The following is a 14,293-nucleotide window of genomic DNA, read 5'->3' as shown; positions in this document are numbered from 1 at the left end:
CAACCAGAGTAACATTTATGTCATACAGCCCAAAACCTAGCCGCGCCAAGCGTCTTATCAGCTCCCTGAGTGTATCAGTACTGTCATTGATGACGGTGTCTGCCCATGCCTTTTTGGTTGATAATAGTCAGCAAAAGACCATCTATATTGGCAAGGGTGATGCCCACAATATGCAAGCGGTCAAAGTCCAAGAGATCCAATCAGTCCCACCTGCAACCACCACCGTCCAGCAAACTCGTACATATGGCAATACCAATACAGCACCTGCCAACACTTATAACCAAGGCTACACCAACACTCAGGTAACCCGAAGCTCTGTTCCTGCTGGTACGACCACTTCTCAGCCCTTTGCCATTCAGCCTTATGGACAGCAGACCAGTTATGGCAGTAGTTACCAATATGGCGAGCAGTTGCCTATTAGCACAAAGTCTGCCGCCGCCATCGTATTTGACCTACAAACCGGTCAGCCCATCTATCAAAAAAATGCCGATGCTGTACGCTCTATCGCCTCTGTAACCAAGATTATGACAGCGATGGTGCTGATGGATGCAGGGCTTGACATGCGTGAAGAGATTGTGATTATACCATCTGACTTGGTTGGAGCGAAAAAAGCAAGCTCTAACCTACGCTCGGGCGACCGCATGAGTCGTAGTGAGTTCATGCTCCTTATGCTCATGAAATCAGAGAACCCTGCTGCCAAAGCTCTAGCCCGTACTTACCCTGGTGGTTATGATAACTTTATCTGGGCGATGAACCAAAAAGCCAAAAGCCTGGGCATGAACAGTACCAGTTATTCAGACTCATCAGGTCTAGACCCACGCAACCGCTCATCAGCGAACGACCTAGTGAAGATGATGCGAGCGGTGAATTCTGACCCACGTTATCAGACTGTGCGTAACTTCTCAACCGCCCCAAACTATGACTTTTATGTCAATAACTACAATTCAGGTTCACGCACTTACAAAGCTCAAAATACCAGTCGCCTTGTCCGTGCAGGCAATCACCCGATTGGCGTGTCAAAGACAGGCTTTATCCGTGAGGCAGGTTATTGCTATGTGATGGAGACCCACGTCAATAACCGTCCTGCCGTCGTTGTACTGCTCGGTGCCAGTGCCTCTAACAGCCGTTGGGATGACGCTGAGGACATCCTAACTCAGCTTGCTTATCGTTATTAATCGTCCTGTCGACAGCGAAAAAAGACCCGACCATTGGGTCTTTTTGTTATTTATTATTTTGATAAATTGACTATAATATCAATATATCCAAGAAACATTAAAGTTACTACAAACGCAATGATGTGTGGATGTAGGGGCATGCTGAGCATGCCTTATAAAAAACGACACATCAAAGGGTGTGCTCAGCACACCCCGACAAAACCCGTGGTAAATATCAAGTTCGTTAGGCATACCAACCAGCCCCACTCCAAGGATGACCCATGACCGCCCCTAAATTATACCTGCTTACCAATGATGAAGACATTCATACCCTAAGCGACAAATTAGAACGTGCCTTTGATACAGGCGTGGTGTCGCTACTACAAGTCCGCCGTCAGCAGACCGCCCATGTTTTTGATTTGATTACACTCTATCAAGAGACTGAGATTCTCATCAGTTTAGCGGACAAATACGACATTCCCACGGTCATTAATGAAAACCTAGAACTCGCCTCTCACTTTAACACAGGGCTACATCTGTCAGGGACGATGAGTGTGCGAGTGGCACGAGAGATACTGGGCGATGGTGTGCATGTCGGTCGCAGTTGTCATGGCGATGTGGCGGTATTTAGAGAAGCCAAAAAACAAGGGGCAAGCTACGGGGCGATGGGAGCGATGTTTGGCACGATGACCAAGCCACTGGCTAAGACCGTCAGTAGCGAGACGCTATCTCGTGCTCACAAAGTGGGCTTGCCCCTATGTCTGATTGGCGGGATAAGCCTAAATAGCATGGACGAGCTTCGCCAAAAGGTCGGTGAGATACCTATTGATTATGTCGCTGTGACCACGGACATCCTGCACCACAGCCCTGAGATGGTCACAGCCAAATGCCAAGCATGGCGTCGCTACCTAGAAACATGGGATTGATGGTTTTTAAAAACAAAAGAACATCATTATAAAAAATACCATCATTTGCTATCATGATAACATTGAGAAAATCCAAAAAGTTATGCTAAAATAGCGTTACTTTATGTCACCATTCATATCATGACCAAAAGGAAGACCCATGAGCATTACTTATCTCTCTGGCTTAGACGTATCGGGCAAGACCGTCCTTATCCGTGAAGATTTAAACGTACCCATCAAAGACGGTGTCATCACCAGCGATGTCCGTTTACAAGCCTCCCTACCCACCATCAAAGCATGCCTTAACCAGGGGGCGGGCGTGATTGTTTGCTCGCACCTAGGTAGACCCACCGAAGGCGAGAGCGAGAGCAAATATTCATTGGCTCCGATTGCCGACTATTTGGCGGACAAATTGGGCGTGAATGTGGCGTTCTCCACCGATTATCTGGATAATGGCGTGTCGGTCAAATCAGGCGAGGCGGTGCTACTAGAAAACGTCCGTTTTAACGTGGGCGAGAAGAAAAACAGCCCTAAGCTGTCCAAGCAATACGCCGACTTATGCGACATCTTTGTCATGGACGCTTTTGGCACCGCTCACCGAGCCCAAGCGTCCACCGAAGGGGTGATTCGTGCGTGTATCGCAGACGGTAAGCCTGTGTGTGCAGGTAACTTACTCTCTGCCGAGCTTGATGCCCTATCCAAAGCCTTAGACAATCCCGCCAAACCTGTACTATCTATCGTGGGTGGCTCAAAGGTGTCCACCAAACTTGACGTGCTAAACAGCCTAGCTAAGCTATGCGATAGTATCCTAGTCGGTGGTGGTATCGCCAACACCTTTTTGGTGGCGAGTGGCAAAAATGTCGGTGCCTCCCTATACGAAGCCGACCTTGTGGATACCGCTCGTGACATCATGACCAAAACAAACATCCTACTACCCACTCATGTCGTGGTCGCGGACAAAGGCGAGATTGATTTTGATGACTTTTTGGACTCACTTAGCCGAGCGACTGCCATCATCAAATCCGTGGATGAGATTGGCGAGCATGACATGATACTAGACATCGCCCCTGAGTCGGCGAGTAAGCTGGGCGAGCATATCAAATCCGCCAAAACCATTCTATTTAATGGGCCTGTGGGCGTATTTGAGGTGGACGCATTCGGTCAAGGTACTGCCATCATCTGTCAAGCGGTGGCAGACAGCGAAGGATTTAGCATCGCTGGCGGTGGCGACACCTTAGCTGCCATTGACAAATATAGCGTGGCAGATGGTGTGGACTACCTATCCACAGGTGGCGGGGCGTTCCTAGAATTTGTTGAAGGTAAGCCCCTGCCTGCCATCACTGCGTTAGATACGCCCTAATAAGTATCTGATTGATATATAAAAATGATAAAATACAACAAAAACATTTGTTAATTTTTGTTGTATTTTTTATGTTTGCCCTTGCCAAATACCATCATTCTGCTAAACTATGACTAGATTTTAAGACATCTTTAAATGTTGGTGTTTTTATCACTTTAAAGATGTACTGCCATTACTAATACATACTTCCTTTGGAGTACTTTATGAAAAAATTAATCCTAACCACGCTTGTCGCTACCCTTGCTTTGACAGCGTGTAGCAAAGAAGCCAGCGATAAAGCTGCCGAGACGGCTCAGTCTGCTGCCACTGACACCGCCAATAACGCCAAAGCCGCTGCTGATACTGTGGCTGCCGAAGCCGAGGCTGCCGCGAACAATGTGGCTGCCACCGCTAATGATGTGGCGACCAATGGTGTGGAGAACGCCAAGAACACTGCCGAAGCTGCCGCAGGCGTGGTAACTGACGCTGCCAACGCAACCGCCAATGCCGCTGTTGCCACAGCTGATGCTGCCAAAGATGCTGTAACCGGTGAGAACACTGCCGAGGCGACCGCTGAGCAAAAAGCCCCAGAAGACCAAAAATACTAATAGTTACTATAACTATATAAGTGATAAATGCAAAACCCCGAGCGATGTTCGGGGTTTTGTTTTGTAAAAAACTTCCTGCAAAAATACAATCAAAGAATTTTGAAGTTATCACAGATTTATGATACGCCCAACGAATTTGATATTTACCACGGCTTTGTAGGGACTGGCTCTGCACGTCCTTTGATAACACACCAATTTTTATAGGCGTGCGAAGCTATCCCCCACACACATCATAAATTTGTGGTAATTTTAAAGTTTTTTTGATTGTATATGGGTGTAAGGGTGTGTTGAATACGCCCTTTGGTGGTGCTAAATGTTAAAAACTGACAAAATTCGACACTTTTATCACATATTAGTGCATATATGTATCAAAACTTCATCAAAAACTGACAAATTTCGCCCATTGATGGCTAGGCTGTCAAATTTTGCTAACATTTTTTGGTAGGGCAAAAAATGTCCATGTTAAAAATTTTAATGATTGTGAAAAATTATCACCAATCTTACAAAAATTGCCAAATTGACAAAATTTGCCACTCAAAAATTAACAAACAATGGTTAAAATTCAGTCAAATTTCAAATTTTCAAAAATCATAGCAATAAAATGATATTCGAGCGAAGGTATTTTTGCATAAAATTTAATCTAATTAAAAAGTAAATTTAAAAAATGACTAATTTTTGGGCAAAAATATCAAAAATTCTGAAAATTTTTCTAAATTTTTAGCAAAATAATGACTTTTTGGTAAAAATAGCCAAAAAGTTGGCACAGACAATGCAACAGTATTAGTGTAAGTAACAACAACTAACTTCCAAAAGTTGTTCGCTTAAGTACTAAACTTAATATTAATCTCGGGCAATATCGCCCACCATGAACGAAGGAGTTCACCATGAACGCTCAAAAAGGTTTCACCCTTATCGAACTAATGATTGTTATCGCCATTATTGGTATCCTAGCTGCAATCGCTCTACCTGCTTATCAAGACTATATCTCCAAGTCTCAAACTACTCGTGTAGTTGGCGAACTAGCTGCTGGTAAAACTGCTGTAGATGCTGCTTTGTTTGAGGGTAAAACTCCCAAACTAGGTAAAGCTGCTAACGACACTGAAGAAGACATCGGCCTTACCACTACTGGCGGTACCGCTCGTTCTAACTTGATGTCTGGTGTTAATATCGGTGGTGATGCATTTGCAACTGGTGCTGGCACTCTAGAAGCTACTTTGGGTAACCGTGCCAATAAAGACATCGCTGGTGCTGTCATTACTCAATCTCGTGATGCGGAAGGTGTATGGACCTGCACCATTAAAGGTTCTGCCGCTCCAGGTTGGAAATCTAAGTTCGTACCTACTGGTTGTAAAGAGTAATCCAAACTCGTACAATGTGTACAAAAACCATCTCGTTTTGAGGTGGTTTTTTGCATAAATACATCATCAGCATCGCTACACAACAGACCACTATTAACATCTCTTAAAAAGAGTGATTAACATCAAATATAAGAAAAACCGCCACTCAAAGAAGTGTTAGCGTACCAGCTCAGGTTGCACATTCAAGTCTAACCACACTCAATTCATATCAAAATCATACAAAAACCGTTCGCTCTGAGCCTGCCTGCGGGTGAAGCGGTTCTCCGTTATGGGCGGGCCTTACCACGAACGGAAAACCTTTGTTGTGCTTTGAATAGAATTTACCATACAAATTGTCAAATATTGCTTATTCTTGGTGGTATATTTGTGCTGATAGTTGGTTTTTATAGGGTAGGTAAGGAGATGGTGTGATGTGTATGGTGTAATGATTTAAGGTTTTTCGATGAAAAAAGATAAAATGACTGTTATGCTTGATGTTCTCACCCAAGATAAACTCTTCATCACCGTTTGCCACCAAGATATAATAAGGGCGATTCTCTACTTCAATAATATCATAACCCGTAAAAAAGCTGAACGCAAATACCCTATCGAAAACGCAGAAACGACCACATACACAAAAATAAAAGCCATAAAAATCTGATAATATTTTTCGTTACTCATCAACTCCCTAAGACGAATAGAAAAAGAGATTGCCCGTCCGAACTTATGGCAAACTAAAGAAATGGCTAAAATAGAAAGCACACATCCCATCAGACGGTATGATGACAAAATACCAACATAAAAATACAGTAGCAACATGATGGGTGTTGATACGATCGCCAATAAAATAAAAATTTTGACAAACCCCAAATGAGATGCACCCCAAGAGACATGTAGTAGCTCAAAAAATCTCTTAATAAACTTAAACGCCTGATATCCGATCAAATAGCCAATAACAAAAACCATGGATACCACACAGACATAAGCCAAACTTCTGGCAATCATGCTACCACCTTGCACCACATGCCACCATGGGTAGCCATGATATGCTGCTTGACCCCAACCATAAGCGTAAGCCGTCGCCCAACTTAATACAGCCAAATACGCCATTGATACCGACGAGGCGACAAATTTATTAAAATTATTTAGCATGACTTGAGTATCTTTTAAAACAAGAATAAAAAGAAATGGATAATAATTGTGATTGATTATTTTAGATAAAAAATATACAAGTGTTTTCTTATTTTTGTATATTTATTGTAAATATTATGTCTTTATGTTAAAAAACACCACTCCATAAGGAGTGGTGTTTGGTAGCCCAAAGTTGGACTTGTTATTAGTTACTTGTACAACCAGTTGGGTTGAACTTCTCTTTGTATTTAGCTGCTTGAGAACCATTGATTTTGCAAGTCCATACACCGTCAGTAGTACGTTCTTGTGTAATAACAGTTTTGGCGATGTCTTTATTAGCTTTGTTACCCAAAGTAGCAGAAATAGTACCTGCACCATTGTCAGCAAAACCAGTTAGTTCAACAGAAGCCATCAGATTGGAACGTGGTTTTGCGCTAGTTTCTGAGCTAGTCAAACCAATATTTTCTTTTGAAGTGCTAGATGCTTCACTTAGCACAGGAGTTTTACCTTCAAATAGAGCAGCATCTACAGCAGTTTTACCAGCAGCTAGCTCACCAGAAACACGAGTAGTTTGAGACTTNNTGCAGCTAGGATACCAATAAATGTTATTCATGAATGCGTTTGTCAAAAGGGCGATTTTGGCGAATAACGGCATGGCTGATGGTGAGTAATTTGCGCATGATGGCGATGATAATTTGTTTTTTGGTTTTGCCTTTTTGTTCCATGCGTTTGACGAACTTTTGAAAAGCGGGATATCGACCAAAGCTGACTATGACAGCGGGCATAAAAAGGGCTGAACGTAGTTCTTTTTGTCCGCTAAATCCAATGGAAGACTGCTTGTGAATACTAATGCCTGATTGATGATGACGAGGGGCAAGCCCAGCATAGCTTGCTAGATGTTTGGCACTTTGAAATGATGAACCATCTCCAATGGCAACCAGTAAATGTGGCAGTGTCTTTTTGCCAATTCCAGGTATTGTGGCAAGTAGGCTGGCACGGTGATTTAGCTCGGGCGTGCAATTGATGAGTTGCCAAATTTGATGATCGAGCTGTGTGATGCTGTCACTCCAATGACGAATGTTGTCATCAGTATACGATTTCACATAAATAGACAGAGCTTCCTGTCGAGTGCGTTCTTTGATGAGTTGCCGTTTGTGGTGTTCACGTTGTCTTAGAAGGGCAGTCAGTTTTATTTCGTTGTCTGATTTAGGCTGCCATAAAGGTGGATTTTCTTTTGCACCATAGCGTGCCAAGAGAATGGCATCCTGCTTATCTGTCTTGGTGCGTATGCCTAGACTTTTGGCGTATGCATGAATATATAAGGGGTTGACAATACTTACCTTATGATGATGAGAGATTGCCCAATGAGCTAATTTTTCCCAATAAGCCCCCGTTGCCTCAATAATCAAATGTAAGGTAGATGTGTTATAATGATGTGCTTGAATCCACAATGTTAGCTCCATAAAACCCTGGTGGTTATTTGTGAATGTACAGTTTTGCCAAGTGTTATGGATAATAAAGCAGGCATCAAATGTGTTTTTGGCGATATCAATCCCAATGTAAGTTTTAGACATGGTAGTATAAAGCACCAAACTAGTTTGGTAAAGGAGTTATCTCAACCTAGCTTGCGGGTTTTGCTCCCAGGATACCAAGCGAGTTTTCCCCAATATTATTGCACAATGCATGAATTATAGAGGATTTGATCTATAAATGCAAATTTAACGGTAATTGTTCTATGACCATAAAAAAGAATTCTTCTAAAAAATATCCCGATTGGCTCGTTCATGATTACAAACTGCCAAAGCTTGATTGGTTGCTTTTGGCACAGGCATTGATTTTTTTGCTGATTCCCAATGTTTTTTTGCTGATTGGTGCGTATTTTGTGGGTGTGTCTCGGCCTCTTATTAACATTGATTATTTTGTGGCATGTGTGCTATTTGCTCTGCCTTATCGGTTTTTTCGTGTGTTGGCGATGTTGGTGCTGCTTTGCACCATAAGTCTTGATGTTGTGATGATGACCATGCAATTATTCCCATTTTTGGATATTTTTGCAGCAATATCACTTGCTCCATTTTTGGTCAATGCCCCCTTGCGTTATATGGTGCTTGTAGGAATTGTGGCGACATATCTTACCGTTATGCCCTTTATTATGAGACGACTTGCCAAACCTTTTATGATTAAGACAGGATGGCTTTATGTGTTATTTGTGTCACTCGTTGGTTTTTTTGCGTATAGCCACTTTAATGAAATCAAATATGTAGATAGACATGGTGAACGATTTGCTCAGTCAGATTACTTTGTCATTCATAGCCAGTACAAACGCTATCGGTGGGTGGTAGATAGTGAATTTGTTAAACATTTTGGCAAAGTACCAACCATGATCCCCATCGACATTGATAACGCTTCTGGCTATTTTGGCAATTCTGATAAAAAATTACTCATTGTGGCAGAGTCATGGGGGGTGGCACGTCATGATAGCACTCAAAAAGATATTTTGGCAGGTATTTACAATCAAACTGACAGACTGGAGTTTATCAAGGACGGTTATTTTGACTTTGCAGGAGCAACGGTGGAAGGTGAGCTTAGGGAGCTGTGTTTGCTTGACGTAGAGGGTGGTTATGCCTTTAATAAAGTTGCTAATAAAGAATTTGACAACTGTTTGCCTAATCAATTAAAGCGGATGGGGTATCATACCATAGGCATGCATGGTGGATTTAGTCAGATTTATGAAAGAGATTTCTTGTATCCAAAAATGGGTTTTGCTGAGACGGTCTTTGCTGAACATCATGGCGACAAAAAACGTTGTGAGGCTTTTAATGGTATTTGTGATAACGAACTGTTTGATATTGTTGCAGAAAGTTTTGCCACCCATGATAAAAACTTCTTTTATTGGCTAACCCTAACCAGTCATTCCCACTACCCTAGAGGTGACATCATCAATCACCGACTAGACTGCAATAAGCACAACCTACCCAAAGGCGATATTTGTAATAACTTTATGCTACACGCCCAGTTTTTTGATGGATTAGGCGAACTTATCAAACGCCCTGAGATGGCAGGTGTTGAGGTAATTGTTGTGGGCGATCATATGCCTCCGCTGATGATGCGGGAGCCTATCCATCCGCACATTCATTGGCAGCGGGTGAGCTGGTTGCATTTTAAGGTTAAAGCATGATGTTAAGAGATTGGTTTTTCGCCAAATTTTGCTACCAAGTTAAAGTCTTCATCAAGGGCGAAGTATGCTCCATTGTATTTTGCCATGACAGATAAGATATACAGCTTGCCGTATTGTTTTTCCAAACTTTGCAGGACGGCTGAATCATCCATATTTTGAGCAAGAGTACGTCGATTGGCTAGATCGGTTTCTTTAATAACATCCAAAGATTGTAACATGGACTGATAAGGGTGCTTTCGATCTGGTGTATAGACAGCCGCAGGTAATTTGCCTAGTTTTTCATATTGCGATAATTCGCCCAATTCAAAATCGGTCATCTCGCGTTTATTGATAACCGTTGCTGAGCTTTTGGGGTAGATGATGACTGCTTGAGGTTGTTCTTTGTAGAGTGTGGTCAGACCATATACCAAGGCGGCAATCTGAACGGCACCAATGATAACCAAGTCAGAGATGATTTCTTTTTTGGGTTTGGCAGGATTGTACACCAAAAATGACAACAAAGGGCCTAGCACGACATCTATCAAGAAGACCAAGGTAAGCCCCTGTATCGCCCCCGCCATGGTAAAGTACACGTCAGGATAAGCAAAAAAGTATACCCAAGCTACCACAAAACAGAAGATGAGCAACGAGATGGTAAAGTGAGTGATACCGGCGTTAGCTTTGGTTTTTATCAAAGAGAGGGTAAGTGATGTCATAAAATAAAAGTTGGTACAGAAATTGCTTAATTATATCAGATATTAATTTCTTTACTAGAGTTATGATGAAAAACAATTTAAATGCCCAACAGGGCTTCACCTTAATAGAGTTGATGATTGTGGTAGCAATCATTGGGACGTTGGCAGCGATTGCCTTACCTATGTACCAAGACTATATCGCCAAAGCTCAGGTGAATCGTGTGCATTACGAGGTTAATGCGACACGCACCATCATTGATTCCATTTTGGCAGATGGACGATTGCCCACACTTGATCCGCAGGTTGCCAATAGCAATGATAATTATGAATATATTGGTATGACCGAAGATCCTACTTCCAATTTGGTATATATTGCTAGTATTGATATTACTGGCAATAGATTTAATAAATTAACAGCTGAATTTGGCAAGCAGTCCTATGTTGCACTAAAGGGAGCAAAAATATCAATGGTGCGTAATGTAGATGGATTGTGGTCGTGTGTATTGGAAGAAAGATCATCTGGCTGGAAGGATAAATATACGCCAATATCATGCAGAGAATGATAAAATAAAACCACTCATCATGAGTGGTTTTATTTTTTGGGTTATTTAGGTACTATCAAAACAACACACGCACCTTGATGGTCTGCGGTACGGAACGCAGGCGTTCTAGGGCTTTGGCAGAGTCGTTGTCGTCCACGTCCATGACCAGATAGCCGACATCGCCACGAGTCATCATCGACTGAGCGGTGATGTTGATACCAGCGTCCGCAAAGGAGGCATTGACCTGCGAGAGTACACCAGGGACGTTTTGGTGAATGTGTAGCAGGCGGTGGCTCTTGTCCGTGAACGGAATGGATACGTTGGGGAAGTTTACGCTACTTGTCGTGTCGCCCATGTCAGAGTAGCGGACGAATTTGTCAGCGACTTCTAGACCGATGTTGGCTTGGGCTTCTTGGGTAGAACCGCCGACATGAGGGGTGAGAATGACGTTTTCAAAGGCACGAAGGGGCGAGATAAACTCTTCATCAGCCGATTTTGGCTCTTTGGGGAATACGTCAATGGCAGCCCCGAGCAGTTTGCCACTCTCCAAGGCGGCGGCTAAGTCGTCAATGTTCACACACCCGCCACGAGCAGCGTTGATAAAGAACGAGCCGTCTTTCATAAAACCAAACTCACGAGCGGTCATCATATTACAGGTGCTAGGCAGGTCAGGGACGTGCAGGGTTACCACGTCAGCTTTTTTTAGGAGTTCATCAAAACTGCCTACTTGCACGGCATTACCCAGTGGCAGTTTGGTTAGCACGTCATGATAGATGACTTTCATGCCCAGTCCTTCGCACAGGACGGACAGCTGTGAGCCGATAGAGCCATAGCCCACGATACCCATGGTCTTGCCACGCACTTCATAGCTGTCTTTGGCGGATTTGTTCCAGCCACCACGATGGACGACCGCATTTTTCTCAGGAATGCCACGCATGAGCATGATGGTCTCAGCAAGCACCAGCTCCGCAACCGAGCGAGTGTTTGAGTAGGGGGCGTTAAAGACGGGAATGCCCAGCTCCAAGGCAGCATCCAAATCCACTTGGTTGGTACCGATACAAAAACAGCCGATACAGATGAGTTTTTCGGCAGATTCTAGCACTTTGCGAGTCAGCTGAGTGCGCGAGCGGATGCCGATGAAATGGGCGTCTTTGATTTTTTCGATGAGTTCATCTTCATCAAGGGCGGTTTTGATGTATTCGATGTTGGTGTAGCCAGCTTCGTTTAGCACTTTTAGGGCGTTGTCATGCACGCCTTCTAAGAGCAAAAAGCGGATTTTGTCTTTGTTAAGGGATAAAGTCATGAAAAATCCTTACAATAAAGAGTGGTTGGCAAAGACATAGTTATACACCCATTTGGCAGATTTTGCAAAGGATTTTGGGGGTTTTTTGTAACTTAATTAGAAATAAGGTCATTGGCAACTTGACTTTTGCAAAATTTTAAAGGAAATTTAAAAAATTCTCATCATGTATGTAAATGTTGGTTATCGGTAACTTTTTGTTTTGTCCTAAAAAACCATGATACAATAACTTAAATCGGCAGCAAAATGAAATTTTAGTTGTCAAATTTTGAACATGTGCTATAATTTGCCACTTTTAAATTTTTAATAAGTTTACATTTGTTCTATTAAATTTAAAAGTGTATTGCCGTGCAAGCGGTCAAATCATTATTTATGATTACTCTTGCAAAACTGGTGTGCAATGGATGTTCATTTTTCCTTCATGGTCCATTGAACCACACGCCGAACGTCATGACCTTGTTAAACCCAAATTTTATTGATAAATTGGGTTTGGGTTTAGGGATACAGTCATCAAATTTTCATATGTGATTGATAAGATTGAGATTGTATTCATAGGTTTTTCTTTTAACCCTTATCTGAGATGGTAATCCGATATGAGCGTTCATTCTGTAAATCATGCCCCAACAGCCCCCAAAGACGGTGCAACCAACGACTACTATTTGACTCGTCAAAACCAAATGGAGTCAAATGTCCGTAGCTACCCCCGTAAACTTCCACTAGCCATTGCCAAAGCACAAGGGTGCTGGGTAACAGATGTCGAAGGCAACGAATTCCTTGACTGTTTGGCAGGGGCTGGCACGCTAGCCCTAGGACACAATCACCCTGCTACCATCAACGCCATTAAAGACGTGCTAGAAAGCGGTTTGCCACTGCATACCCTTGATATTACCACGCCGATTAAAGACGCATTTACCGAAAAATTGTTGTCATTTTTTCCAAAAGATTTTGTCCTACAATTCTGCGGCCCAACAGGGGCAGACGGCACAGAAGCCGCCATCAAACTTGCCAAAACCTACACAGGGCGTGATAATGTCATCGCATTCTCTGGCGGTTATCACGGCATGACGCACGGCTCACTTGCCATGACAGGCAATTTGTCCGCCAAAGAAAAAGTCGGCAATCTTATGGCGGGCGTGCAGTTTATGCCTTATCCGCACGAATACCGCTGTCCGCTTGGGCTTGGTGGGGAAGCGGGCGTGGACGCATTGACTTATTATTTTGAAAACTTCATCGAGGATGTAGAAAGTGGGGTTGTTAAGCCTGCTGCCGTTATCCTAGAGGCGATCCAAGGCGAAGGCGGTGTTGTCCCTGCTCCCAAAAAATGGCTCCAAAAAATCCGTGAAGTTACCGCCCGCCACGACATCGTGTTAATCCTAGACGAAGTACAAGCAGGCTTTGCCCGCTCTGGCAAAATGTTCGCCTTTGAACATTCTGAAATCGTCCCTGATGTGGTGGTGATGTCTAAGGCGGTGGGCGGCGGTTTGCCACTTTGCGTATTGGCGATTAACAAAAAATTTGACGCATGGGCACCAGCAGGACATACAGGTACTTTCCGTGGCAATCAGCTGGCAATGGCGGCAGGTTATAATGTTTTAGAACAAATCACCAACAACAACCTTGCCGAAAATTCACGCATTCAAGGCGAATTTTTGCGTGATGAACTGCGTAAAATTGCACAAGAATTCCCCTGTATCGGTCATGTGCGTGGACGTGGTCTGATGACTGGTATTGAGATTGTAGACGAGCGTAAATCCGCCGACCACATGGGGTCATACCCTGCTGACAGTGAGCTTGCGGTCGCTATCCAAAAAGCGTGCTTTGATAATAAGCTGTTATTGGAGCGGGGCGGTCGTGGCGGTACGGTGGTGCGTTTGCTGTGTCCGATTACCATTACTCGTGAAGAGTGCCAAGAGGTCATCACTCGCTTTAAAAAGGCGGTGGGCGAAGCGGTGAAAGCGGTGCGTGGCTAGGCGTTAATTGTAATTTAAAAATAAAGGCGTGCTAAATGGTACGCCTTTATTTTTGCCAAAAACTGGCTTTATGTTTATCAAACAATTTGTTAAAATAAAAAATTTTACTTGACACTTGCTATGGAAAATCGCAAAATGAACCAACCAACCAACCAACC

13 protein-coding genes are annotated in these 14,293 nt (G+C 43.2%); 8 read left to right on the top strand and 5 right to left on the bottom strand.

From position 1 onward, the window contains the following. The first annotated feature begins 17 nt into the window (after window positions 1-17). From B5J93_RS03965 to tfpQ, 5 genes are all read left to right on the top strand, one after another. Window positions 18-1,175, top strand: coding sequence for a D-alanyl-D-alanine carboxypeptidase family protein (locus B5J93_RS03965; RefSeq protein ID WP_079324799.1), 1,158 nt, complete (start codon window positions 18-20; stop codon window positions 1,173-1,175). Window positions 1,176-1,435: 260 nt separating this feature from the next. Beyond that, window positions 1,436-2,080, top strand: a complete 645-nt coding sequence (locus B5J93_RS03960) for a thiamine phosphate synthase (protein ID WP_079324797.1) — start codon at window positions 1,436-1,438, stop codon at window positions 2,078-2,080. A gap of 139 nt (window positions 2,081-2,219) precedes the next feature. Then, a complete protein-coding gene (locus tag B5J93_RS03955; RefSeq protein WP_079324795.1) occupies window positions 2,220-3,419 on the top strand; it encodes a phosphoglycerate kinase in 1,200 nt (399 codons plus the stop codon). 203 nt (window positions 3,420-3,622) lie between these two features. Continuing rightward, a complete protein-coding gene (locus B5J93_RS03950; protein WP_079324793.1) occupies window positions 3,623-4,006 on the top strand; it encodes a hypothetical protein in 384 nt (127 codons plus the stop codon). A gap of 884 nt (window positions 4,007-4,890) precedes the next feature. After that, window positions 4,891-5,364, top strand: coding sequence for a type IV pilus major pilin TfpQ (gene tfpQ, locus B5J93_RS03945; protein WP_079324791.1), 474 nt, complete (start codon window positions 4,891-4,893; stop codon window positions 5,362-5,364). Between the two features lie 537 nt (window positions 5,365-5,901). On the opposite strand, the gene B5J93_RS03940 is transcribed toward tfpQ, so the two are convergent. The 3 genes from B5J93_RS03940 to piv all read right to left on the bottom strand — a co-directional run bounded on the left by B5J93_RS03940 (window position 5,902) and on the right by piv (window position 8,048). After that, the gene (locus tag B5J93_RS03940) at window positions 5,902-6,495 is read right to left on the bottom strand and encodes a hypothetical protein (RefSeq protein ID WP_079324789.1); all 594 of its coding nucleotides are present in this window, start codon (window positions 6,493-6,495) and stop codon (window positions 5,902-5,904) included. A 184-nt stretch (window positions 6,496-6,679) separates the two neighbouring features. Further along, window positions 6,680-7,087: a pilin gene (locus B5J93_RS03935; RefSeq protein WP_158080680.1), complete on the bottom strand. Its 408-nt coding sequence runs from the start codon at window positions 7,085-7,087 to the stop codon at window positions 6,680-6,682. Further along, complete coding sequence (piv, locus tag B5J93_RS03930) at window positions 7,080-8,048, bottom strand: IS110 element transposase-like pilin switch DNA invertase Piv (RefSeq protein ID WP_079324785.1); 969 nt, start codon at window positions 8,046-8,048, stop codon at window positions 7,080-7,082. The genes B5J93_RS03935 and piv overlap by 8 nt, the downstream gene beginning before the upstream one ends. A gap of 161 nt (window positions 8,049-8,209) precedes the next feature. Here piv and B5J93_RS13740 point away from each other — a divergent pair, with 161 nt between their 5' ends. Continuing rightward, the gene (locus tag B5J93_RS13740; RefSeq protein WP_115237001.1) at window positions 8,210-9,649 is read left to right on the top strand and encodes a sulfatase-like hydrolase/transferase; all 1,440 of its coding nucleotides are present in this window, start codon (window positions 8,210-8,212) and stop codon (window positions 9,647-9,649) included. Window positions 9,650-9,651: 2 nt separating this feature from the next. Here the strand turns inward: B5J93_RS13740 and B5J93_RS03920 are convergent, their stop codons facing one another. Continuing rightward, window positions 9,652-10,344 carry a hypothetical protein gene (locus tag B5J93_RS03920; protein ID WP_079324783.1) on the bottom strand — a complete coding sequence of 231 codons (693 nt, stop codon included), beginning with the start codon at window positions 10,342-10,344 and terminating at the stop codon, window positions 9,652-9,654. A gap of 65 nt (window positions 10,345-10,409) precedes the next feature. Between B5J93_RS03920 and B5J93_RS03915 the strand changes: the two genes are divergently transcribed. Continuing rightward, entirely contained in the window at window positions 10,410-10,886 is a 477-nt protein-coding gene (locus B5J93_RS03915) for a pilin (protein WP_158080679.1), read from the top strand. 55 nt (window positions 10,887-10,941) lie between these two features. Here B5J93_RS03915 and serA read toward each other — a convergent pair whose 3' ends face one another. Then, window positions 10,942-12,168 (bottom strand): phosphoglycerate dehydrogenase, encoded by a 1,227-nt coding sequence (gene serA, locus B5J93_RS03910; RefSeq protein WP_079324779.1) that lies wholly within the window; start codon window positions 12,166-12,168, stop codon window positions 10,942-10,944. Window positions 12,169-12,758: 590 nt separating this feature from the next. Here serA and B5J93_RS03905 point away from each other — a divergent pair. After that, on the top strand, window positions 12,759-14,135 hold the full coding sequence (locus B5J93_RS03905; RefSeq protein WP_079324777.1) for a diaminobutyrate--2-oxoglutarate transaminase: 1,377 nt from the start codon (window positions 12,759-12,761) through the stop codon (window positions 14,133-14,135). Window positions 14,136-14,293 lie beyond the last annotated feature (158 nt).

Source organism: Moraxella equi (genome assembly GCF_002027555.1).
Lineage (GTDB): Bacteria > Pseudomonadota > Gammaproteobacteria > Pseudomonadales > Moraxellaceae > Moraxella > Moraxella equi.
This window is presented reverse-complemented; position numbering and strand designations above follow the sequence as displayed.

Excerpts from the sequence above, each read along its gene's own strand:
- B5J93_RS03950 (WP_079324793.1), top strand. The coding sequence starts at position 3,623 with ATGAAAAAATTAATCCTAACCACGCTTGTCGCTACCCTTGCTTTGACA.
- serA (WP_079324779.1), bottom strand. The coding sequence starts at position 12,168 with ATGACTTTATCCCTTAACAAAGACAAAATCCGCTTTTTGCTCTTAGAA.
- B5J93_RS03915 (WP_158080679.1), top strand. The coding sequence starts at position 10,410 with ATGAAAAACAATTTAAATGCCCAACAGGGCTTCACCTTAATAGAGTTG.
- B5J93_RS03955 (WP_079324795.1), top strand. The coding sequence starts at position 2,220 with ATGAGCATTACTTATCTCTCTGGCTTAGACGTATCGGGCAAGACCGTC.
- B5J93_RS03920 (WP_079324783.1), bottom strand. The coding sequence starts at position 10,344 with ATGACATCACTTACCCTCTCTTTGATAAAAACCAAAGCTAACGCCGGT.
- tfpQ (WP_079324791.1), top strand. The coding sequence starts at position 4,891 with ATGAACGCTCAAAAAGGTTTCACCCTTATCGAACTAATGATTGTTATC.
- B5J93_RS03905 (WP_079324777.1), top strand. The coding sequence starts at position 12,759 with ATGAGCGTTCATTCTGTAAATCATGCCCCAACAGCCCCCAAAGACGGT.
- piv (WP_079324785.1), bottom strand. The coding sequence starts at position 8,048 with ATGTCTAAAACTTACATTGGGATTGATATCGCCAAAAACACATTTGAT.
- B5J93_RS03965 (WP_079324799.1), top strand. The coding sequence starts at position 18 with ATGTCATACAGCCCAAAACCTAGCCGCGCCAAGCGTCTTATCAGCTCC.
- B5J93_RS03940 (WP_079324789.1), bottom strand. The coding sequence starts at position 6,495 with ATGCTAAATAATTTTAATAAATTTGTCGCCTCGTCGGTATCAATGGCG.
- B5J93_RS03960 (WP_079324797.1), top strand. The coding sequence starts at position 1,436 with ATGACCGCCCCTAAATTATACCTGCTTACCAATGATGAAGACATTCAT.
- B5J93_RS13740 (WP_115237001.1), top strand. The coding sequence starts at position 8,210 with ATGACCATAAAAAAGAATTCTTCTAAAAAATATCCCGATTGGCTCGTT.